This window comes from Winogradskyella schleiferi, from assembly GCF_013394655.1.
GTDB classification, from domain to species: domain Bacteria; phylum Bacteroidota; class Bacteroidia; order Flavobacteriales; family Flavobacteriaceae; genus Winogradskyella; species Winogradskyella schleiferi.
This window is the reverse complement of the sequence record NZ_CP053351.1, coordinates 21334-43493: the sequence shown is the minus strand read 5'-3', so window position 1 is coordinate 43493 and position 22160 is coordinate 21334. Positions and strand designations below refer to the sequence as shown.

Genomic DNA, 22160 nt, shown 5'->3' with positions numbered 1-22160 from the left:
ATCAATATCAACTTTTTTTTCTCCATGAATCTCTGTGAATTATTCGTGAATCTCTGCGTAATAGTTTTTAAGAAGCAAATTACTGTAATTGCGAATACGAAGAACGTGGAAATCTCATAACTAGCAACGGATTCAATTTTAACAGCTTGCCAATCGAACGTAAAAATGTGATTAGTTATGGAAGAAAATAAAAACTTTAGTCAATAAAGGACTTAATTGATTCTCGACACAGAGATTCCTGCCTTCGCAGGAATTGATTACTTCACCAAAACACCCTTCAACTGCATTAAAGGAATAGTCTGTAAAGCTTTGTCATTAATAGTATTTTTTCTAAACAAATACGATTTATCATACATCTGGTTGCCTTCAAAAAACGTAATCTTAAACTCGTTATTCAGTTCTAAAACCTTGTCTTGTAGGTATTCAATTTTGGCATAGCTACGTGCTGGTAATTTTGCAAGGGTATGTCGCATTGGTGGTGTCATTTTTTTGTCTGAATACCCTTGGGAAACAATAAGTATTGTTTCTAAATCCTTATCACTATTATTTATGATATAGGCGTTCCAGTCTTGGGTTTTGTATTCTAAATGTTCTTCTTTTACAACTGCAACGTGAACGTTTTTGACTTCTGGGATTTTTATGTCTTTTTTCATGTATTTATTTAAATTTCGATAATGAATCCCTTAAATATTAAATTTTATTATAGGATTCACTGCATTTTGTCATTTCGAGCTTGCCGAGAAATCTCAAATTGTACTATTAAGAAAATCGCAATTTGGATTCTTTAAATTAATCAAGAATTCTTTCTTCGTTCTGTTCCACTTTTTCAACTGTTTTTCCCTATCAATAGCTGATTCTACATTCGAGAAATGTTCACAATATATAAGATGTTTGCATTTATACTTATGAGAAAAAGATTTGGAATGCGCTTCTGGATTATTGTGGTAGAAAAGTCTGTCAGCTAAATTATTGGTAACACCTATATAAAGTACCGTTTTGTTTTTATTGGTTATATTATATACGTAATAATTATGTGCTGCATTAACTTTTGACAAAATATTTAAGTTCTATTAGATTTCTCGGCAAGCTCGAAATGACAAAAACCTCAATCCATCTCACACACAGATAACCTGGAATGATAAAATTCAAAAAGGGCACTTAATGAAATGTCCAGAATGACAAAAGCTTATAAAGCCGATTTAAACTGCTCCAAAAACCGTACATCATTCTCACTCAACAAACGGATATCACTAATCTGGTTCAATAGCATTGCAATACGATCAATTCCCATTCCGAAAGCAAAACCAGAATATTCCTTAGAATCAATGCCGCAGTTTTCCAAAACATTAGGATCTACCATTCCGCAACCCATAATCTCTAACCAACCGGTTCCTTTAGTGATTTTATAATCGGTTTCAGTTTCCAGTCCCCAATATACATCGACCTCAGCGCTTGGTTCCGTAAACGGGAAGTACGATGGACGCAATCTAATTTTGGATTTCCCGAACATTTCAGTAGTAAAATATTGAAGTGTTTGTTTTAAATCTGCAAAACTAACATCTTTATCAATGTAAAGACCTTCCACTTGATGGAAGAAACAGTGCGAACGTGCAGAAATCGCTTCATTTCTATACACACGACCTGGCGAAATAGTTCTGATAGGTGGTTTATTGTTTTCCATGTAACGCACTTGTACCGAACTGGTATGTGTACGTAATAAAATATCTGGATTGGTTTGAATAAAAAACGTATCCTGCATATCTCTTGCAGGATGGTATTCTGGCAAATTCAATGCTGTAAAGTTGTGCCAATCGTCCTCAATTTCAGGACCTTCACTTACGTTAAATCCAATACGCGAAAATATATCGATGATTTCATTTTTGACAATAGAAATAGGATGGCGTGCTCCAATGGCAATCGGTTCTCCTGGACGCGACAAATCGCCATAAATACCTTTGTCTTCTTCTTGACTTTCTAAAGCCTCTTTTAAGGTATTGACTTTAGCTTCTGCTGTATTTTTAAGCTCATTAATTATTTGCCCGAATTCTCGTTTTTGATCATTCGCAACGTTTTTTAATTCGCCATAAAACTCTTTCAACACCCCTTTTGAACCTAAGTATTTTATTCTAAAGGCTTCCACCTCTTCCTTGGATTCTGCTTTAAAAGCTTCTGCTTCTGCTATGAGTTCTTTTATCTTGTCTATCATGAAAACATCTATTGAATCGGCAAATTTAGTTTTTTTTTGTGAGTTATGGTAGCTGAGTGAAGTTGAAAACTAATCGATATATTCAGTCTCCACAAAATAGTTTACAATAGCCTCTTTCATCAACACGCTTTGCTCACCAGCTTTTAGATGTGGTAATTGTTCCAACACTTTATAATGCGGCCAACCTTCATCATCTACAAAATCGAATTCGTAAAACCCATAAGGTTCTAAAACTTTACAAATCGCAATGTGCATTAAATCTAATTTGTGGTCTTTTTTGAATTCACGATGAAATTGTCCGAGCTCTTGCACACCAATGAGGTATATTATAGAATCTAAATCTAATTTATCACCATCCGCAAATTGGTTAGAGAGTTTTTCTACCACCAAATCCCAGCGTTCTTTTAATTGTTCGTCTCTAGACATTTTTTAATTCAAGGTGTTGGGTTCAAAGTTCAAGATTGACATTAGTTTGCTTTTCATCATCATGTTCATCAACTTTAGTTTTATAAATTTAATGTTCAATAGTCACGATTTCAAATTAATTTTCAACTTCAAAATCGAATTACTTTTAAGTTTTCAAAGTTAAGAAACTAAAGCAGCTTCATTTACGTTATGATATAAAAATGACAAAATTCGTTTACTTTTGCCTAAACCACTAGTTGTATGAGTATTATTGATATTATTTTAGCTGCCTTGTTGTTATTTGGCTTTATTAGAGGCTTATTCAAAGGGCTGTTTGTCGAAGTAGCTTCACTTGTTGCTTTAGTTTTAGGTGTTTATGGTGCTATTCATTTTAGTTATTTTACTTCGGGTTTTTTGGAATCTAAAGTGGATTGGAACGAAAAAACCATCAACATCGTCGCTTTTGCCATCACTTTTGTTGTTATTGTTCTTGCTATTGGTTTAGCAGGAAAAGCATTGACTAAACTTGCCGATTTTGCGGCATTGGGTATCATAAATAAACTCGCAGGCGGTGTTTTTGGTGCACTTAAAATAGGATTGATTTTAAGTGTTATATTAATTGTTTTTCATAAAATGAACAATACCTTGCCTTTTATGGAAAAAGAAGATTTAGAAGAAAGCATGCTTTATAAGCCCGTAAAATCTTTAGCGCCTATGATTTTTCCAAATTTGATTAAGAGTGAAGATGAACCTTTGATTAGGGAGAAGGAGGCTTAAATAATATATTTTGTACAAAAGGCACTTTTTCAGAAAAAAACACAGCGTTTTGACGTCGCGGTCCCACAGCCAACGAAAAACCTTGCAAGTCAAAAAAAACTGAAATTTAATCTAAATGATAGATTTCCATAATATTCTTTAGATATTTTTCAAAGTCTATTTTTAAATCAATGAGTTTTCCGGTGTGTACATCGAATACCCAACCATGAACTTTTAATCCTCTAGCTCTAAAGGCTTTTTGTATAGCTGCTGTTTTTATTAAATTAACACATTGCTCTTTTACATTCAATTCAACCAGACGATCGTACTTTTTTTCTTCATCCTGAATCGCATTTAATTCATCTCGATGAATTCTATAGACATCCCTAATGTTGCGTAACCAGCCGTTCAACACACCTAAATCTGCAGATTGCATGGCTGCCTTTACACCTCCACATGCATAATGGCCACAAACGACTACATGATTCACTTGTAAATGCGATACCGCATATTCCACTACAGACATGGCATTTAAATCAATACCAGAAACCATATTAGCAATGTTACGATGTACAAAAACTTCTCCAGGTCCCATTCCCATTAATTCTTCAGCCGTTACTCTACTATCGGAACAACCGATAAATAACAACTCAGGGTTTTGTCCTTTTCCTAATTCTTCAAAATAATTGGCATCGACAGCTAATTTGTCTTTAATCCATTTATTGTTATTCTTAAAGACATTTTCTATATCCATAATAGACTAATTTACATCTTTCACGTTAGACCTAACCCATTGCAGACAGGTTTTAAAATCTTTAAAAATATGTTCATTAGGAATAAAGTCTGGAATGATATCAATTCGCTCCATCATGTAACGCGGTTGTTTTAAGAGCCCTACAAACAATACTTGTATATTATCCTTTTTCAATTCTTGAAGCATATCTTCCATGGCATAAAGACCTGATTGATCCATATACTGCATGCGTCCTAACCTTAGAATAACTATTTGTGCTGTTTTAGGAATTTGCAACGTTAAGGCTTGAAAATCGCTAGTAGAACCAAAGAATAAAGGCCCCTTAACATGTTTTATAAAAACTTCTTCTCTTAAATTTGAAGGAAAACCACCTTCATCTGCCCACGATTCTTCCTTTAATGATTTTACATCTGAGCGTTCTGCCGTTAAATCCCCTATTTTTTTCATGAACATCAATGAGGCAATAACCAATCCGATACCTACCGCATAAACTAAATTCCAGAATGTAGATAATACCAAAACAACCAGCATTATCAATACTTCTGAGCTCAGTTTAATCGGCCCGAAGCTAATGTCTTTTGGTAGTGAAGGAATCGCCTTTAACCCCTTATAATCCATCACTCCAATTCCTACCGTAATCAAAATTCCCGCTAATACTGCGGCAGGAATCTCAGATGCTACAGGGCCTAAAGCCAAAAGAATGACAAGCAATAAAACGCCTGCAATCATCCCTGACAATCTTGTTTTTCCACCAGAATTGATGTTAACAACCGTACGAATAGTTGCTCCTGCTCCAGGAATACCTCCGAATATCGCACCAATACTATTACCAATTCCTTGACCAACCAATTCCTTGTTAGGCTTGTGCTTGGTTTTGGTCATATTATCGGCAACCACACTAGTTAATAGTGAATCAATAGCACCTAATAATGCCAAAGTAATCGCTGTAAAAATATAAGGTGTTATAGATGCTAGACTGAAGCTTGTAAAAATTTCCATACGAGGTACTGGCAATCCTGTTGGGATTTCCTCAATAGGTCTATAATCCAATCCGAACCCGTAAGCTACACCAGAGACTACAATCAATGCCACCAAAGCACTTGGTATTTTAGTAGTGATGCGTTTAAAACCATAAACTATGAATATCGTCGATAGCGCTAAAATGAGCTCTAACCAATTGATGTTTTTTAAAGCTCTTGGCAATACTTTAATCGTCCCTAAAACACCCGAACTTGCGGACTTTGCCAACGTCTGGGATTCTTTTCCAATATCATCTTCGGTTGTGAGCTGGGCACGTCTAATAGTTTCTTCAAAATCTTCTAGTACGAGAATACCTTCTCCGGCTTCCTCCTTTAAAATATTCTCTAAAATTAATTCTTCTGCCTGTGGCTTAAACTGACTGACTAAATCAACATCTTCTTTAGGATAATAACCAACTGCAGGTAAAATTTGTGTGACCAAGATAATAACGCCAATGGCGGTCATAAAACCAGAAACAACGGGATAAGGAATATATCGAATATATTTACCTAAACCAATGGCTCCAAGTCCTATTTGTATAAAACCTGCCAATAAAAATACGGTTAATATTGCTGGAAGCGCTTTTTCTACACTACCATCATTTGCCGCAATTATACCAGCAATGACGACCATACTTACAGCGGTCATTGGTGCGGTTGGACCAGATATTTGTGTATTGGTACCACCAAATAATGCCGCAAAGAAACTTATGAATATAGCGCCATATAAACCCGCACTTGGTCCTAAACCTGAAGAAACACCGAAAGCCAGTGCTAAAGGTAATGCTACAATACCTGCTGTAATTCCACCAAAAGCATCGCCTTTAATATGTTTGAAAAAGTCCTTCATTTTGTATTTTCCCCTAAATTAAACTAATATTCTTAGATATTCAATTTGTCTCACTCAGAAATTTACAAATGCTATAATATTTATTTGGTCTCTTCCAGAAGTTTCAAAATACTGATTCATGTAGCCTAATTCCATTTTCAAATTATCTGAAAACTTATAGCCCAAACCACCATAAACTCTATTTCTGTCGAAGATGGAAGATTCTGTGTTTAAAAATATCTCGTTATAGGCAGAAAGATATAATGGATTTTTTGCGCCTTCCTTATACTGAAGTGGAATATTGATTCCCAAAAAATACCTAAATCGCATTTTAAAGTCATCTTCAACAAAACGCTGTTCAAAACGGTAGCGATGACTTAAACCAACTTTTCCAACCTTCTGTTTTGTCGTAAACTGTTGAAAAATTCTATGTTCGTTTATGGAAATTTTTTCGTCTGTATTACCAACAAAATTTTCAGATAAAATATAACCATAACCCAGCAACAGATTATTGTTGTTTTCTGTTAAGTTATAGCCAACACCTGTTCTTAAGAGCAACTGCTCTAAATCTCCAACAGCATTGTAATTTCTATACTGAACTTCGTTATGGATATTCCATTTAGAATTCAATTTTTTATTACCAATGTAAATTAACCAGTTTCCTAAATTACTATTTTGACCCACTGCAAAAAAAGGCAACACTAACGCAATGATTAGTGTTGCCATTTTACTTTTCTTTTTCATTTGAAATTTACCTATCAATTGGTTGTCTATTTATTAGTAAAATTCAACAGCACCTGTATTAACATTGTACATGGCGCCAACAATCTTAATTTCACCGTTTTTCTCCATTTCAGTTAAGATTGGACTTTCAGCATGAATTCTCTCCATTGTTAACTCTACGTTCTTTTTAGAGACTTCATCAACAAAACCCAAGTTTTTAGATGTTCTTAAGCTCTCGTCTTTAGGTTCTGTTACTGCATTTACTGCAGGTGTGATTTTTTCTATTAATTTGGTTAGATTACCCATTTCTGCATGATCGCATGCGCCTTTGACTGCTCCACAGCTTGTGTGACCTAGCACAACGATTAGTTTTGTTCCTGCCAATTTACAAGCAAACTCCATACTACCTAATATATCTTCATTCACAAAGTTTCCAGCAATTCTTACACTAAAAATATCGCCCAACCCTTGATCAAAAACCAATTCAGCAGACACTCTTGAATCTATACAACTCAAAATGGTTGCAAATGGGAACTGACCATCGCTTGTATCATTTACTTGTTCTAAAAGATTACGGTTGGCCTTCAAATTATCTTGAAATCTTTGGTTACCTTCTTTTAAAAATTGTAAGGACTTTTCTGGTGTCATTGTAGACTGCGTCTCTTTTGTATGTGCTTTCATCTTTATTTAGTTTTTTTGTTTATTATAGTTTTGTTTAATTATGCTCTAGAAACTAATAGCGAAACATTCAACTTGCTTACCACTTCCTTTAATGGTGTTTGTGTGGAGTTAGTTGTTTTATTCTTAGCTCTATCTACATATAATAAATTAATCTTGTTTTTTATAAGGTACGAAGAAAGCGTTGTCATAGCGCTATCATTTTGTTCAAAAACATATTCTACCAATTTTTCTCCATTGATGCTAGCATTATCGTCTCTCTCTTTTTGACTGTTTATAATTTTAAAAGATTTTAATGGTGCCGTTGTATGCGTTATTAAATCTTTAGAAAACTCATTGTCAAAAATGCTATTAGAACCATTTAATAGGCCTAAGCTCATTTTTTCATTTGGTACCAACGCGTTTTCGTTTGAAGAAATCATTATAACGCCGTTAAACTTTTTCAACACAAAGCGTGTAATGCTGTCTCCAATAAGTTGGAAAGGCGGTGAATCACGCTGACCTAAAACAATAATATCTGGTTTAGATGTTTTAATGTAATCACTAATTTCGTCCTTGATGTTTCCAAATGAAAAATTATAATCAATCGTCCTATTATACGTTTTAGAAACAGGGTTTACTAAAGCTTCTATCTCCTTTTTAGTGTTATTTTTTTCTTCATTTAAAATACGCATTGCAGATAATTGATTATCTGTATTGATGATGTCTATGTGCTCCTTTACATGAAATAATTCAATTTTTGCATTTATCATGTTAGCTAAACTCACACTGCTTTTTAAGGTTGTGCTTGCGCTTTTATTCAAATCTGAAAGTACAAGTATTTTATATTTAAAATTTTCCATAATTATCTAACTTAAGCTTATACTTGATTTTGGTCGTAATTGGAAAAACTCAATAAAACTTGGTGGATTTTCAACAATACCTCTTTTTGAAATTAACTTGATATCAATGTTTCTCTCTTTGGCCTTGAAGGCAAAATCTTCGAGAATTTCAACAATATCATAATCCAGATATCGGGTTTTGGTAACATCAAATTCCAAATATGTGTCTCTTGGTAAACTATCTAATTCTTTTAAAATAGCACCTTTATTAAAGAAAGTGACTTCTTCAGCAAGTTCCATTTTAATTCTATGTTTTCCATTACTCTTATCTTCAATATGAAGGAAGTGAGAGTTTTGGTAGCTCTTTAATAAGATAACAACAATACCTACTGCTAAACCTAGACCAATACCTACCAATAAATCTGTAAATACAATACCCAATACAGTAACAAAAAACGGAACGGATTGTTTCCAACCTAACTTATACATTTTCTTGAATAGAGCAGGCTTTGCCAATTTATAGCCCACAATTAGTAAAATAGCCGCTAAAACTGATAATGGAATCTTATTAAGTAACGTAGGAATTAAAATCACTGAAATCAGTAAAAAGAATCCATGAATAATTGCAGACATTTTGGTCTTTCCACCAGATTGAATATTAGCAGAACTTCTTACGATTACTTGCGTTATAGGCAGACCGCCTATCAAGCCTGATATAATGTTACCAGTACCTTGGGCTAATAATTCTCTATTTGTAGGTGTTACATTCTTGTCAGGGTCTAATTTATCCGTTGCTTCTACACATAGTAAGGTTTCCAAACTTGCTACTAGGGCAATAGTAAAAGCTACAATCCACACTTCTGGATTTGTAATGACTGCAAAATTAGGAAAACTGAATTGACCTATAAAAGAATCGAAATCATCTGGAACCGGCACACTAACCAAATGCGATTCCGCAATAGCAAGCGTCTCATTTGACTGCGTGACTATGTAAAAAATTATACCAACCACTACAGCGACCAAAGGCCCTTGTATAATCTCGAAAATCTTTCCTTTTTTGGCTAATACATTGCTCCATAACAATAAAATGCCTAATGATACAAAGCCAACAACCATAGAACCTAGTATGAGGTTATCAAAAACATTCCATATAGCTGAAAATGTATTTTCTCCGGACGTCCATGTAAAACTATCCGAACCCTCTGGCTCTCCATCATACCCAAAGAAATGCGGTATTTGTTTAAGAATAATTATAATTCCGATACCTGTAAGCATCCCTTTTATTACTGAAGACGGAAAATAATACCCAATAATTCCAGCTTTTAGAATCCCAAAAAGTAATTGAATAATCCCGCCCAAAACCACGGCAACCAAAAAGTTTTCATAACCTCCCAAGGTACCAATGGCCGTAAGTACAATTGCTGCTAAACCTGCGGCTGGTCCGCTAACACCTATTTTAGATCCACTTAAAGACCCGACTACAATTCCTCCAATAATTCCAGCAATTAATCCAGAGAAAAGAGGTGCTCCACTGGCTAAAGCAATACCTAAACATAAAGGTAATGCCACAAAAAATACAACGACACTTGCAGGCAAGTCGTTTTTTAAATTTTTAAACATTTATATAACGATTTTACTATTGAACAAAAGGCTTCAATAGGGATTTTAATACTTATTTTAGGGACAAAATATGTCCAACGAATATAATATTAAATGAAATCGGGTGGTGGAGAAATTAAATTTAGATGTGGTTTTGGATACTGCTTAAATGTATATCCAATAAGGCTAGCATTTACTTCGTCTTCAAAAAAACCATTAGAATCTAAGTTATTATGTTCGAAAACCAATTTTACGTGTTGGTTTTCTTCTTCTTCGGTAATACTATAAAAACAAGTGACATCTGAAGTGTCATCAAAAGATACAATAATAGTAGGTGCAGAAATGAGTGCCATTAAAACAATGGTAAAAAATACTGCGGATTTATACTTGTATCTCTGAAACATAAGCCACAAATATAAGACTAAGAAATTAACAAACTGTTAAATAATTTCTAAAAATCCTTTAACACTCTAATGTCTTTGGAAGGAATCCAACCTTTGGAATTATCCGCCAACTGAATCTCATTCCAGTCCTCGTAAGTTTCCAATACTTGAACTTTGGTGCCTTCATGCAGCCTAAAAACTTCTTCACTAGTAGGATTAGGATCTGTTTTTACTCTGCTTTCTTGAGCAAAAACTATCGCTGGATTATCTCTTCTATTTAAACTTTGCTTTTGAAATGCCATAGCCACAGCAAAACAAGCTATAAATAGACTTACGATACTAGTCACAAAGGCAATTCGCTTTTTTGATGTCGCATATGAAAAATGATAGGCCAAAAAGATGATCACAAATAAAAGTACACCTCCAACCGCAATTTTTGCCCAAGTATCTGTACTAAACGTATGAACTATATTATTTATAAGTCGCGAAAAACCTACAACCGGAACTTTATCAATGGCGTCAATCGTCATGTTCTGCGCAAAAGCTAGATTGTTTTGTATGTCGTTATCATTAGGTTCCAACATCAATGCTTTTTCGTAATAATATATGCTAGGTGCAATATTGTTGAGCTTATAATTGGCATTTCCTAAATTGAAATACAATTCTGAAGAATGTTGATTAGATTCTAAAATAGATTTATATTTATCAATAGCTTCAGCATATTTTCCGTCGTTATATAAAGTATTTGCTTCGTTGAAAGTTTTATCATTTTGCGAAAAACCAATGAAGCTCAAACAACATAAAAGTAAGATGGTAATGGCTCTCATATTATCTAAGTTGTTTATCAATTAATGAAATTGTTTTTGCTGCTTTATCATAATCATTCTGCATGGTCACTTGTGTAATTGGAGTATAACGTGCTAATTCACAATTTTCTAAAATTGAAATGAAATCTGAAACTACATCAGGTTCAACATGTCGTTCTATTAATAGGCTTTCTATTTTTTCTTTATTAAAATCACTAGTTTCAATATTCAATTTGGCTTTTAAATAGTTATGAAGTGCTTTTTCCAAAGCCAAATAAAACGACTCTTTTTTTCCCATCGTTTTTTTAGCTTCACTTAAATACTTTTTAGCTAAACGATCTGCTTTTCTAATGCGATTGCCTTGAACGTCTGCATCGCGTTCGTCTTTTTTACGTCTGACCACAATGGCTAAAGGAATCGCTAAAAATGGTAACAAAACCAACGACCAGAATCCTGTGGACTGAAAGAAGGGCTCCGTTTTTATAGATGACCAATTCGCTGTTGTTTTTATAAAAGCGAATGTATTGGTATCAGGATTAACACTTTGTTTTGTGTTTGGTGTTGTGATTTCAGTATTGGTATTTGAAGCCATTGGCCCTTCCAAAACATCAATTACGATTTCTTCTGAAGTGATACGCTTATAACTTTCAGTCTCGGGATCAAAATATGAAAACGAAATACTTGGCACAGGATATTTTCCTCTATACTGCGGTACAATAGTGTAAGTATCTGAAATGCCACCTTGCATTCCGCTTAAATTGGTTCGAACATTTTCTTGATGTTCAGGTTCATAAACCTCTAATGAACTCGGAACGGTTAATTTTGGCAATTCGAATAATTTTAAATTCCCTTTTCCTTTAACTTCTAGTTTAGCCTGAAGGGATTCTGTAGCATTCAATTGCGTTTTACTTGTGTTCACTTTAAAGGAGAAATCACCAACAGCACCTTTAAAGTCAGAAGGTTTTCCTTGCTCTGGTAGAGGCTTCACATTAATTGTTCTACTACCAGCAGTAACCACTTGTGGCACCTTAGTCATTAGTCGTCTACCGAAAATATCGCGTCGGTTTGATGGCACTTCCACATTAACATCCAATACTAGTGGTTCTAGTTTTAAAGCACCTGTTTTCTGAGGATAAAGCACTGTTTTTTTTAGAACTACATACCGATACTCTTCTCCATTATATTCGCCATTCAGTACATTGAAACCTTTAACTTCAATATTCTGACTCCAAAAATCATTATATCTAGGCTTATCTTTTTCCTGCCAACCACTAACCGTAGTTTCTAAAGACACATAAAGTTTATAAACTACTGTAATCGCTTCATTGAGGTAAGGGTCACTTTTGCTTACCTCAGCAATGAGATGTACGTTTTTAGCAGCGACATCCGACGCTGCTGTTTCTCCATTGGGTTTGTCAACGGCTGCGGTAACCTCAATAGTTATCGGAAACGTCTTGTAAGTCTCACCATCAATTTCTATTGTGGCTTGCTTAATGGTGAATTTGCCGCGTTGTTTTGGTGCTAAAAAATAGCTATAAGTTTTATTGAACGAACGTTTTCCGTTTCTGGAATAATTACTAACAGAGGTATTGGGACCACCAACCACATCAAAATCCTTAAAACTTGGTGGCACAAAATTGTCACCATCTTGGTTCATTTCAAAATCGATACGCAAGCGCTCGTTAACTCCTAATTTTTTCTTGCTGACTTTGGCTTCAAATTTTACCTGTGCGGAAGCGATACTTGTAGCAAGTATTAGGAATAATATTGATATGTTTTTTATTATTGAATTCATTTTTAATTTTGATACCTACAAGATTTTTAGAACCTTACTTGATTTTCTGATTTTTGATTTACGAATTACGATTCTGGTAAATCTAAAATATTAAATCATAATTCTTCAATCGTAATTCGCCTTACCAGTCCTTCTCGGTCTTTACCTTAGCGCCTTTTTGCTTTTCAGCATTCATTTTTTCCTGCACTTTCTGTTCTTGGTTTTGCATGGCCTCCAAAATATTTTTTATTTGCTGAGGCGACATTTGTCCAGGTTGTGGTTTTGGTTTCTGGTTTTCGTCTTTCTTATCTTCATCGCCTTTACCTTCATCCTTTTTATCGTCTTTTGGTTTTCCATCTTCATCCTTATCCTTGTCGCCATCCTTTTTATCTTGGTCCCCTTCGTCTTTTTTGTCCTCGTTATCCTTATTTTCTTTATCGTCTTTGTTTTGGTCGTCTTTCTTTTGCTCGTCTTCCTTATTCTGTTCTTCGTCTTTGTTGTCGTCCTTTTTATCATCTTCGCCACCACCATCTTGCTTTTGCTGTTCGGCACATTCTTTGGCTAAGGCGAAATTGTAACGGGTTTCCTCGTCACTTGGATTACTTCTTAAAGCATTTTTATAGGCTTCAACAGCTTCTTTGCACGCCTTATTTTCCATTAAAATATTACCCATATTATGAAATGCGCGGTGTTTCTCATCTTTAGAAGTGGCGTTCTTAGCCGCTTCTTGACTTCTAAATAAAGCTTCATCAAAACTGCCTTTCTTATAATAGGAATGGGCTAAATTATAAGCGCCCACGGCTTTACTTGGCGCTTCAGAAATGGCTTTTCTGTATGCCATTTCAGCTTCGATATAATTATCTTCTCCAACTAACTCATTGGCCTGATGAACAAGATCAGTGGCGTTTTTATCTGCTTTTAGTTGTGCTTCATCCAAATCTTGGGAAAAGCCAAAACTTCCTACTAAAAGTGCGATGAATGTGATATATATTTTCATATTTTTTTAATTCTGAAACGACCTCTAAATTACTAAAGCCTTTACTGACTTAGCGTTAAAGAAATTCTAAAAATTCTCATTGAACAAGTTAAGCTTCTTCAACCAAGCCGTTTTTCGTTCCAAAAAGAAGATATCGATAAATAACAACAAAATTCCGAAAGCCAAGAACCACTGGAATTGGTCCTTAAAATCCGCAATTTGCTTCGACTCAAATTCCTGTTTATCCATTTTATCCAATTCGTCTTTAATGGTATTTACAACGTCAGATGTATTTCTCCCATTGATGTAAACACCATTCGCTTCTGCCGCAATTTCCTTAAGTGTGGTTTCGTCCAAACGCGTTATTACTGTTTCGCCTTGGTTGTCTTTCTTATAATTAAGAATGACTCCATTTCGTTTTATCGGGATTGGTCCACCTTTCAAATCCCCAACGCCAACAGTCAATATTCTTATGCCTTGCTCTGCAGCTTCCTCGGCAACATCGAGTGCTTCACCATCATGATCTTCTCCGTCAGAAATGATAATTAAAACACGATTAGCTTGATCTTCATTGTCAAAATACGTTTTAGACAATTGAATCGCTTCGCTGATTGCTGTTCCTTGTGAAGACAACATATCTGTATTCATATTTTGTAAAAACATTTTTGCCGAAGCATAATCTGTGGTGATAGGCAATTGTGGAAATGCTTTGCCTGCATACGCAATAATTCCAACACGATCACTCACTAAACTATTAATTATCTGCGTGACCAATTGCTGCGATTTTTCTAGTCGATTTGGCGCAATATCTTCTGCCAACATACTTTTAGAGACGTCGATGGCAAATACTACATCCACACCTTCACTGCGTACAGTCTCCAATTTCGTGCCAATTTTTGGATTGACCAAAGCCAATGACAAACAAGCAAATGCACCACAAAGCACAAATACCTTTAATATACTTTTAAATAATGATTGATTGGGACTCAAACGCTTTAACAAGGCAGAATCAGCAAATTTTTTCTGTGCAGAACGTCTCCAAATCTGAAGTATTACAAACAGCAAAATAATTACTGGAATTACCAGTAATGTCCAAAACCATATTTTTTCATCGAGTCTAAACAAAGCTTCTAAATATTGTGTTTCTTAATAATAATTCAATCAATAGCAACAATCCAGCCAATAAAACTAGTGGTCGGTATTTTTCGTCGTAATTGTAGTATTTGGTTTCTTCAATTTCGGTTTTTTCAAGTTTATTGATTTCCTCATAGATTTTAGCCAGCTTATCGTTATTTGTAGCTCTGAAATATTGCCCACCAGTCTCTGCGGCAATTTCTTTTAATAGCGCTTCATCTATTTCCACTTGAATTCGACCATATCTAAAAGTTCCATTAGGATTCATTCCTATTGGCGACAACGCCATGCCGTTGGTTCCCAATCCAATCGTATAAACTTTAATGCCATATTCTACTGCCAATTCACTAGCGATTTTTGGATCTATGAATCCAGAATTGTTTACACCATCCGTTAATAAAATAATCACTTTACTTTTGGCTCTGCTGTCTTTCAATCGGTTTACTGAGGTTGCCAATCCCATACCAATCGCTGTTCCGCCTTCAATAATATTGTTATACTTTATATCTCTAAGTGACCGTTGCACTATAGATTTATCGCTCGTAATCGGTGTTTTGGTATAAGCCTCTCCTGCATACTCCACCAAACCGATTCGGTCATTAGGTCTTCCGTCTATAAAATCCGCAGCCACTTCTTTTAAAGCATCCAGGCGATTAGGACGTAAATCTTTTGCCAACATACTTGCCGAAACATCGATTGCCATCACAATATCTATTCCGCTTGTGGTTTTGGTCTTGGTAGACACATCCACAGTTCTTGGTCTTGCCAATGCAGTAATTAAAAGGGCTAAAGCTATTAATCGTAATGCAAAAAGTACATGTTTAAATTTTGACCAAAAAGACGATGTATTCTTAAAGCCTTTAATAGTAGACATTTTTAACTCAGCCGTTTGTTTGCTGTGCTTAAAGACATACCAAACTATGGCTATTGGCAAAAGCAATAACAGCCAGAAAAATTCTATGTTTAAAAATTGTATATTCTCTAACATCATTCTTTCTCTTCTTCTACGTCATCTGGTTTCAATTCAATGGAATCTGTGACACGTTTAATGATGTCATCTGCATAATTATCGTCAGTTCTCCAATTCAAAATAATCTGTTGTCTCACATTTTCTGCTCTGAAAAGTAAAAGATTATATTTCGCAGGTTTTATGCTACCATCCTCAAGAACAGTATTCATTGTTCCATAGACTTTTAGTCCTTCTGCACCATTTGGTGTTGTGAATTTTTCTCTTTTTACCGTTATGTCTTTGTTGCCTTGAGATTCTAACAATTTTAAATAGGTCTCAGATGTTTTTTGAAAATCTTCAGCCTTTTCTTCATCTGTCATCTCTTTTGGCTTGCCTTGCTCTTGCGAAACTTTAAAAGCTGTTGTACTCACCTGAATATCAATTCCCGATTTTTCAGACAAATACCTGAATACGGACGTGCTTACTTTACCCTCGTATTCATCAGGGATTTCTACGGCTTCACGTTTAAGAACTTCTGGTGTCTCTATCCAAATAGGTGGATAACCATAGGCACTTTCCACCCAATTGCCCTCTAACAGTTCTTTACTTTCATGACCAATGATAGTATCTTTCACGTAACCGAAACCATATTTCATGCCAAAACCAATGAAAGTTGCCACAATTAAAAACAATGAAATAGCCACCGTAATCCAGATTTTTTTGCGCTTCTTTTTACGTTCTTGTTCTTCTTTATATTTTTGGTCCAATAATTTCTCTTCTTCCGACGGTTCCGGCAAACTTACTTTAACATTATCTATAGCTTTATCTATGGTTGTTCGGTCCATTTCGGCAAGGGTTTTGTTTGGTGCAGACTTGGCAAATTTCACCAAATCGGCACGTTGTAAAATCGATTCAATATGCAAAATGGTTTCCTTAGATAATGGAATTTGATTGCCGTCCTTCAATAAATTCAAACGCGCAATAAGTTCAGCTGTTGTGCTTTCTAAGGCACGATCGTAAACTTTTTCATCGAGATATTTTCTGATGATAAAAGTTAATTCCGAATAATACTCTTTGACTTCAGATCGTATTAAATACTGACTCTCATCAAGCTTTGATAATGCCAATTTTGCACGATCATATGGCGGTAGCAAAGCGATTTCTTCTTCTTCCGTTAAAGGTTTTTTTCGCCAGATAAACCAATACAATAAAAATGCAATTACCGCAATTGCCAATAAGACAATTAAGAGCCATTGCCACCAATTACTTTTACTTTTCTCAACATCTATAATTGGTTTTATATCGTAGAGTTTCTGTTTTGTGGTATCGACTTCGACAGTGTTTACGGCAACTTTTAGGGAATCCGTAAAAAATGGCTTCTCGTCAATGATGATTTTTTGTCGAGGAATGGTATAAACGCCAGAATCAAATTGTGTGAGTTTATAGATTCTTGATAATAGGAATTTAGCGTCTCTTTTGGTCGTATCAATTTCTAAGGCTTCAACAGTTTCTAAAGGCGTAAAGGTTTGTCCCTCTGGAAATACAACCAATGCCGTGGAATCTGCTTCAACATTAATCTTATAGTTGATTTGCTCTCCGATTCTGATATTTGTGGTATCGATCTCGGAAGTAACTTGGGCTGAAGATAATTGAGAACAAAGAATAAAGAATAAAGAACATAGACCAAAGATGGTTGACCGATGACGGAAGACCACTGGAACTGCGTTTCTCATTGCTATTTTAATGTTCATTTTCATTTTAATCTTTTCCTTTTTTTAGTTGTGAGATGTTAATTGTGTGTCGTTAGGATAGAACCGTTTTGTTATTAAATCTAGAATCGTAATTCATAAATCTAAAATCTCTTTATCCTCTCTGCTTAAAATAACCCAACAACTTTTTCACATAACTTTCATCGACTCGGCAATCTATAGTTCCCGAGCCAGATTTTGCAAAACTATCTTTGTAATAGTTTACTTTTTCGTTGTAAAATTTGCTGTAATTCTGTCTTACCTTCTTTGAAGCTGTGTTGACCAACATCATTTCGCCAGTTTCTTCGTCCTCCATTTGTACCATACCAATATTTGGAATTTCCGCTTCGTGTTTATCGTAAATTCTAATACCTGTAATGTCGTGCCTGCCAGCTGCTATTTTTAGATTTTGTTTATAGTCATCCGCCACAAAATCTGACAATACAAAAACAATCGCCTTTTTCTTCATCACGTTAGACAAAAACTTTATGGCTTCGGAAATGTTAGTCGCTTTACTTTTAGGCTCAAACTCTAACAGTTCACGAATTATACGAAGCACGTGAGACCGTCCTTTTTTTGGTGGGATGTACAATTCAATTTCATCTGAAAATAAAATCAAGCCAATTTTATCATTATTTTGAGTGGCTGAAAACGCCAAGGTTGCCGCAATTTCAGTAACAATTTCATCTTTAAATTGATTCTTAGTCCCGAATAATTTACTTCCTGACACGTCTGCCATGAGCATCATGGTCAATTCTCGTTCTTCCTCAAAAACCTTGATATGTGGTTGGTTGGTTCTTGCGGTAACATTCCAATCAATATTTCGGACATCATCTCCATATTGGTATTGACGCACTTCAGAAAAGGTCATACCACGACCTTTGAAGGTGGAGTGATATTCACCTCCAAATATATGATCAGACAGTCGTCGTGTCTTGATCTCTATTTTTCGTACTTTTTTTAGAAGTTCTTTAGTGTCCATTCCCATCCTAGATCCTTCCCAAAGTGAAGGACCGCTTTTAGTTTCAATTTAAAGTATTTGATGATTGATTATAATATTTTTTGCTATTCGTGTTCCCCTTTGAGGAATTAAAGAAGCCTTTTCTAAGGCACCTCTATTTCGTTAACAATCTTATTGATAATGTCTTCTGAAGTGACATTCTCCGCTTCTGCTTCATAAGTAATTCCTATTCTGTGACGCAAAATATCATGAACCACTGCGCGCACGTCTTCTGGGATTACGTAACCTCTTCTTTTTATAAAAGCGTAACATTTTGCCGCTGTGGCAAGGTTGATACTTCCACGAGGCGATGCTCCAAAAGAAATCAATGGTTTTAATTCGGCAAGTTTATATTTTTCAGGATAACGGGTTGCAAAAATGATATCAAGAATATATTTTTCAATTTTTTCATCCATATAGACTTCCCTAACCGCTTGTTGAGCACTTAGAATCTGAGCAATTGAAACTACGGGATTAACTTTTTCATAAGCGCCTTTGAGGTTGGCTCTTACTATTTGTTGTTCGTCCGCAATTGTTGGGTAATCTATGACGGTCTTCAACATAAAACGGTCTACTTGAGCTTCTGGTAAAGGATATGTCCCTTCTTGCTCCACTGGGTTTTGGGTTGCCATTACCAAAAATGGTTTATCCAAAATAAAGGTTTCGTCTCCAATCGTTACTTGCTTTTCTTGCATCGCTTCCAACAATGCCGATTGTACTTTTGCTGGTGCTCTATTAATCTCATCTGCTAATACGAAATTGGCAAATATTGGTCCTTTTTTAATAGTGAAGTCATTCTCCTTCATATTAAAAATCAAGGTTCCAACGACATCCGCAGGCAATAAATCTGGAGTAAACTGAATTCTACTAAAACTAGCATCAATGGCTTTTGACAATGTATTAATGGCTAACGTTTTTGCTAAACCAGGCACACCTTCCAATAAAATATGACCTTGACCTAATAAACCAATGAGCAGACGCTCTACCATGTGCTTTTGTCCAACAATAACCTTATTCATTTCTAAGGTCAATAAATCTACAAATGCACTTTCTCTTTCTATCTTTTCGTTAATTGACTGAATGTCAACTGTACTCGTTTCTTCCATTATTTAAGGGTTTTGTAACAAAATTTATTGTCAGTAATTTTTAGACGATGCAAAGTGTTAAAATTTTTCAATAGATGCTGTTAACAATTGGTTAAAAAAAATGAGCAATACTAAAGTACTGCTCATTTTAAGAATTAATTATGGATTAGGGTTAATTAATACTAAAATTTTCTGATTTCCGTATAGAGCTTTGGGTTGAGAATCGTCATATTTTCATCTTCATTGAAACTTACAGATTCATCGATATCTAAATTTATTACGACCTGATACATATGATTGCCTTCAAATCCTCTTTTTACTAAATTTGACACTGAAGCTTCTTCGGCAATAGCTATACTCATTAAAGTGTCATTGACATCTATAAAATTCTGGTCTCCAAGAACCAGTCTAATTTCGTGGATAAAGGTTGGCTTCATCTCAAAGTGATCAACGAGAAGTAATTCAGACGCATTTGTTAAATTGGAAACATTATGAGTTCCTAAATTAATAGCATCTAAACTTATCCAAGCGTTTGGCAAGGTGCCGTCTTCCTTCACTCTGACTTGCACATCATTAATCTCAAGAAAAACCGTGTTGAGTATGCCAGAATCACTTTTAAGACTTACTGTAATTGCAGCGTTTTGTTTATCTCTAGTCATATCGTCTTTTGAACAACTTGAAAAGCTGATTAAAATCATCAGTGATAAAACAATAATTTTTAGTGATTGTAAATGTTTCATGATTTAGGATTTGGAATAATTACACTTCAATACTATTGTTTTCTTATTGTTTTCAGTATTTTTATACACCAATTGCATAAAAAACTACCTAAACTGAAATAAAAGTGACATATTCTCGATTAATTGCAGGCACCATGACTTGGGGAAGTTGGGGCAAGCAACTCTCAAAAAAAGAAATGGCAGATTTAATGAACTTCTGCGTTTCTAACCACATTACTACCTTTGACCATGCTGATATTTATGGTGCTTACACGACAGAAGCTGATTTTGGAAAAGCCTTATTAGATTCTGGACTTAAGCGTGAAGACATTCAGCTGATTTCTAAATGTGGCATTCAACATGAATGTGATAACCGAAATAACAAGGTTAAACACTATAATTATAGTAAAGACTATATTATTTGGTCGGTTGAAGAATCGCTACAGCATCTTGAAACTGAGTATTTAGATTTATTATTACTGCACAGACCTAGCCCCTTAATGGTCGCTGAAGAAATTGCGGAAGCCATTACCATCTTAAAGAAAGACGGGAAAATCAGAGACTTTGGAGTTTCCAATTTCACACCTTCGCAAATGGACATGATTGGTTTACGTATGGATATTGATGTGAACCAAATTGAATTTTCACTTACAGAACATTCAGCAATGCATAATGGCACGTTTGATTATATGATGACCAACGGTATAAAATCTATGGCTTGGTCGCCTCTTGGCTCTGTCTTCAAAGAAGATACTGAACAATCGAGACGCATTCATAAACAACTTGGCGAATTGATGGATAAATACAATGCCACTGAAGACCAATTATTGCTAGCTTGGATTATGAAACTTCCAGCGCATATTCATCCTGTGGTTGGCACTACGACCAAAGAACGATTAAAATTAGCCGTTGAAGCGGCTAAAATTGAATTGGAATTGGAAGATTGGTTTTTGATATTGGTAGCTGCTCAAGGGCACAAAGTACCTTGATTTAGTTTACGGTCGTAGTCTCCATTTGCAGTTTTTACATTTATGAAAAAAGCTTTCAACTTATGGGTAACTTTTGATTCTTGAATTTCACTAAATAAAATCGTAACAAGCTTCAGCAAACTGAAAATAGAGTTATGAAAAAATGGTTGAAAGATAATTGGTTCACTTTAGCTTCAAATTATACAGACGAAGAAACAACAAATGGATTTTGGAAAGACCTTGAAACCCATTACACATCCAAAAACAGGCATTATCACAATCTTTCACATCTTTATCATATGTTTCTTCAATTGGAAGATTTCAAAACTGATATTAAAGATTTAGATAGCCTGAAATTTGCAATTTGGTATCATGATATTATCTATAAAGCCACTAACAAAGACAACGAAGAACAAAGTGCAGTTTTTGCCAAAAAGAGACTTAACATCCTAAATTTTGAAGAAAAAAGATTAAAAAACGTTGAAAACCTCATCATTTCAACTAAAAAGCATCAAATTATTTTGGACGAAAATAATGACAATGCGTATCTTTTGGATTTCGATTTATCGATTCTCGGTTCGGATTGGGAAACCTACCTGAATTATACACAGCAAATCAGAAAAGAATATAAAATTTACCCTGATTTCATGTATAATCCTGGTCGAAGAAAAGTACTTCAGCATTTTTTGGAAAGAGAAACGTTGTATTTTACGGATGCTTATCAATCTGAATTTGAGAATAAGGCTAGAGAGAACATTATAAGAGAAATTGAATTACTATAATTAATAAGGTTCCTGCTTTAACAGGAATTCATGAGATTCCCACTTT

The 22160-nt window shown here is 34.9% G+C and carries 23 protein-coding genes; 3 read left to right on the top strand and 20 right to left on the bottom strand.

Annotated features, from left to right (window positions below; all coding sequences use genetic code 11):
• Positions 1-257 precede the first annotated feature (257 nt).
• The 4 genes from HM990_RS00200 to HM990_RS00185 all read right to left on the bottom strand — a co-directional run bounded on the left by HM990_RS00200 (position 258) and on the right by HM990_RS00185 (position 2632).
• Entirely contained in the window at positions 258-653 is a 396-nt protein-coding gene (locus HM990_RS00200) for a hypothetical protein (protein ID WP_178987030.1), read from the bottom strand.
• Between the two features lie 93 nt (positions 654-746).
• A complete protein-coding gene (locus HM990_RS00195; protein ID WP_178987029.1) occupies positions 747-1055 on the bottom strand; it encodes a GIY-YIG nuclease family protein in 309 nt (102 codons plus the stop codon).
• Positions 1056-1186: 131 nt separating this feature from the next.
• Entirely contained in the window at positions 1187-2206 is a 1020-nt protein-coding gene (pheS, locus tag HM990_RS00190) for a phenylalanine--tRNA ligase subunit alpha (RefSeq protein WP_178987028.1), read from the bottom strand.
• A gap of 69 nt (positions 2207-2275) precedes the next feature.
• Entirely contained in the window at positions 2276-2632 is a 357-nt protein-coding gene (locus HM990_RS00185; RefSeq protein ID WP_178987027.1) for a hypothetical protein, read from the bottom strand.
• 240 nt (positions 2633-2872) lie between these two features.
• Here HM990_RS00185 and HM990_RS00180 point away from each other — a divergent pair, with 240 nt between their 5' ends.
• Positions 2873-3388, top strand: coding sequence for a CvpA family protein (locus HM990_RS00180; protein WP_178987026.1), 516 nt, complete (start codon positions 2873-2875; stop codon positions 3386-3388).
• Positions 3389-3494: 106 nt separating this feature from the next.
• On the opposite strand, the gene HM990_RS00175 is transcribed toward HM990_RS00180, so the two are convergent.
• The 16 genes from HM990_RS00175 to HM990_RS00100 all read right to left on the bottom strand — a co-directional run bounded on the left by HM990_RS00175 (position 3495) and on the right by HM990_RS00100 (position 20385).
• Positions 3495-4121, bottom strand: a complete 627-nt coding sequence (locus tag HM990_RS00175) for a carbonic anhydrase (protein ID WP_178987025.1) — start codon at positions 4119-4121, stop codon at positions 3495-3497.
• A gap of 6 nt (positions 4122-4127) precedes the next feature.
• Positions 4128-5990 carry a SulP family inorganic anion transporter gene (locus tag HM990_RS00170; RefSeq protein WP_178987024.1) on the bottom strand — a complete coding sequence of 621 codons (1863 nt, stop codon included), beginning with the start codon at positions 5988-5990 and terminating at the stop codon, positions 4128-4130.
• 54 nt (positions 5991-6044) lie between these two features.
• A complete protein-coding gene (locus tag HM990_RS00165; RefSeq protein ID WP_229719330.1) occupies positions 6045-6695 on the bottom strand; it encodes a DUF2490 domain-containing protein in 651 nt (216 codons plus the stop codon).
• Positions 6696-6746: 51 nt separating this feature from the next.
• Positions 6747-7373, bottom strand: coding sequence for a carbonic anhydrase family protein (locus HM990_RS00160; RefSeq protein WP_178987022.1), 627 nt, complete (start codon positions 7371-7373; stop codon positions 6747-6749).
• A 38-nt stretch (positions 7374-7411) separates the two neighbouring features.
• Entirely contained in the window at positions 7412-8212 is an 801-nt protein-coding gene (locus HM990_RS00155) for a universal stress protein (protein ID WP_178987021.1), read from the bottom strand.
• Between the two features lie 6 nt (positions 8213-8218).
• Positions 8219-9811, bottom strand: a complete 1593-nt coding sequence (locus HM990_RS00150) for a SulP family inorganic anion transporter (protein ID WP_178987020.1) — start codon at positions 9809-9811, stop codon at positions 8219-8221.
• 89 nt (positions 9812-9900) lie between these two features.
• Entirely contained in the window at positions 9901-10194 is a 294-nt protein-coding gene (locus HM990_RS00145) for a hypothetical protein (protein WP_178987019.1), read from the bottom strand.
• Between the two features lie 47 nt (positions 10195-10241).
• Positions 10242-11021 (bottom strand): tetratricopeptide repeat protein, encoded by a 780-nt coding sequence (locus tag HM990_RS00140; RefSeq protein ID WP_317166918.1) that lies wholly within the window; start codon positions 11019-11021, stop codon positions 10242-10244.
• Positions 11002-12774 carry a BatD family protein gene (locus HM990_RS00135; protein ID WP_178987018.1) on the bottom strand — a complete coding sequence of 591 codons (1773 nt, stop codon included), beginning with the start codon at positions 12772-12774 and terminating at the stop codon, positions 11002-11004. Before HM990_RS00135 ends, HM990_RS00140 begins: the two co-directional genes overlap by 20 nt.
• Positions 12775-12895: 121 nt before the next feature.
• Complete coding sequence (locus HM990_RS00130) at positions 12896-13750, bottom strand: tetratricopeptide repeat protein (protein ID WP_178987017.1); 855 nt, start codon at positions 13748-13750, stop codon at positions 12896-12898.
• Between the two features lie 66 nt (positions 13751-13816).
• Positions 13817-14854, bottom strand: a complete 1038-nt coding sequence (locus HM990_RS00125) for a vWA domain-containing protein (protein ID WP_178987016.1) — start codon at positions 14852-14854, stop codon at positions 13817-13819.
• Complete coding sequence (locus HM990_RS00120) at positions 14847-15851, bottom strand: vWA domain-containing protein (protein WP_178991767.1); 1005 nt, start codon at positions 15849-15851, stop codon at positions 14847-14849. Before HM990_RS00120 ends, HM990_RS00125 begins: the two co-directional genes overlap by 8 nt.
• The gene (locus HM990_RS00115; RefSeq protein WP_229719329.1) at positions 15851-17563 is read right to left on the bottom strand and encodes a hypothetical protein; all 1713 of its coding nucleotides are present in this window, start codon (positions 17561-17563) and stop codon (positions 15851-15853) included. Before HM990_RS00115 ends, HM990_RS00120 begins: the two co-directional genes overlap by 1 nt.
• Positions 17564-17675: 112 nt before the next feature.
• Positions 17676-18542, bottom strand: a complete 867-nt coding sequence (locus HM990_RS00110; protein WP_178987015.1) for a DUF58 domain-containing protein — start codon at positions 18540-18542, stop codon at positions 17676-17678.
• 122 nt (positions 18543-18664) lie between these two features.
• Positions 18665-19666 (bottom strand): AAA family ATPase, encoded by a 1002-nt coding sequence (locus HM990_RS00105; RefSeq protein ID WP_178987014.1) that lies wholly within the window; start codon positions 19664-19666, stop codon positions 18665-18667.
• A 161-nt stretch (positions 19667-19827) separates the two neighbouring features.
• Positions 19828-20385, bottom strand: a complete 558-nt coding sequence (locus HM990_RS00100) for a DUF4382 domain-containing protein (protein ID WP_178987013.1) — start codon at positions 20383-20385, stop codon at positions 19828-19830.
• Positions 20386-20489: 104 nt separating this feature from the next.
• On the opposite strand from HM990_RS00100, the gene HM990_RS00095 reads away from it, so the two are divergent.
• Positions 20490-21353 (top strand): aldo/keto reductase, encoded by an 864-nt coding sequence (locus HM990_RS00095; protein WP_229719328.1) that lies wholly within the window; start codon positions 20490-20492, stop codon positions 21351-21353.
• 134 nt (positions 21354-21487) lie between these two features.
• A complete protein-coding gene (locus HM990_RS00090) occupies positions 21488-22114 on the top strand; it encodes an HD domain-containing protein (RefSeq protein WP_229719327.1) in 627 nt (208 codons plus the stop codon).
• Positions 22115-22160 lie beyond the last annotated feature (46 nt).

What these genes read in the sequence shown, in the direction of transcription:
- HM990_RS00165 (WP_229719330.1), bottom strand. Translation starts at nt 6,695, where the DNA reads ATGGCAACACTAATCATTGCGTTAGTGTTGCCTTTTTTTGCAGTGGGT.
- HM990_RS00090 (WP_229719327.1), top strand. Translation starts at nt 21,488, where the DNA reads ATGAAAAAATGGTTGAAAGATAATTGGTTCACTTTAGCTTCAAATTAT.
- HM990_RS00130 (WP_178987017.1), bottom strand. Translation starts at nt 13,750, where the DNA reads ATGAAAATATATATCACATTCATCGCACTTTTAGTAGGAAGTTTTGGC.
- HM990_RS00150 (WP_178987020.1), bottom strand. Translation starts at nt 9,811, where the DNA reads ATGTTTAAAAATTTAAAAAACGACTTGCCTGCAAGTGTCGTTGTATTT.
- HM990_RS00175 (WP_178987025.1), bottom strand. Translation starts at nt 4,121, where the DNA reads ATGGATATAGAAAATGTCTTTAAGAATAACAATAAATGGATTAAAGAC.
- HM990_RS00160 (WP_178987022.1), bottom strand. Translation starts at nt 7,373, where the DNA reads ATGAAAGCACATACAAAAGAGACGCAGTCTACAATGACACCAGAAAAG.
- HM990_RS00100 (WP_178987013.1), bottom strand. Translation starts at nt 20,385, where the DNA reads ATGAAACATTTACAATCACTAAAAATTATTGTTTTATCACTGATGATT.
- HM990_RS00110 (WP_178987015.1), bottom strand. Translation starts at nt 18,542, where the DNA reads ATGGACACTAAAGAACTTCTAAAAAAAGTACGAAAAATAGAGATCAAG.
- HM990_RS00185 (WP_178987027.1), bottom strand. Translation starts at nt 2,632, where the DNA reads ATGTCTAGAGACGAACAATTAAAAGAACGCTGGGATTTGGTGGTAGAA.
- HM990_RS00115 (WP_229719329.1), bottom strand. Translation starts at nt 17,563, where the DNA reads ATGAACATTAAAATAGCAATGAGAAACGCAGTTCCAGTGGTCTTCCGT.
- HM990_RS00120 (WP_178991767.1), bottom strand. Translation starts at nt 15,851, where the DNA reads ATGTTAGAGAATATACAATTTTTAAACATAGAATTTTTCTGGCTGTTA.
- HM990_RS00180 (WP_178987026.1), top strand. Translation starts at nt 2,873, where the DNA reads ATGAGTATTATTGATATTATTTTAGCTGCCTTGTTGTTATTTGGCTTT.
- HM990_RS00155 (WP_178987021.1), bottom strand. Translation starts at nt 8,212, where the DNA reads ATGGAAAATTTTAAATATAAAATACTTGTACTTTCAGATTTGAATAAA.
- HM990_RS00145 (WP_178987019.1), bottom strand. Translation starts at nt 10,194, where the DNA reads ATGTTTCAGAGATACAAGTATAAATCCGCAGTATTTTTTACCATTGTT.
- HM990_RS00200 (WP_178987030.1), bottom strand. Translation starts at nt 653, where the DNA reads ATGAAAAAAGACATAAAAATCCCAGAAGTCAAAAACGTTCACGTTGCA.
- HM990_RS00105 (WP_178987014.1), bottom strand. Translation starts at nt 19,666, where the DNA reads ATGGAAGAAACGAGTACAGTTGACATTCAGTCAATTAACGAAAAGATA.
- HM990_RS00170 (WP_178987024.1), bottom strand. Translation starts at nt 5,990, where the DNA reads ATGAAGGACTTTTTCAAACATATTAAAGGCGATGCTTTTGGTGGAATT.
- HM990_RS00135 (WP_178987018.1), bottom strand. Translation starts at nt 12,774, where the DNA reads ATGAATTCAATAATAAAAAACATATCAATATTATTCCTAATACTTGCT.
- pheS (WP_178987028.1), bottom strand. Translation starts at nt 2,206, where the DNA reads ATGATAGACAAGATAAAAGAACTCATAGCAGAAGCAGAAGCTTTTAAA.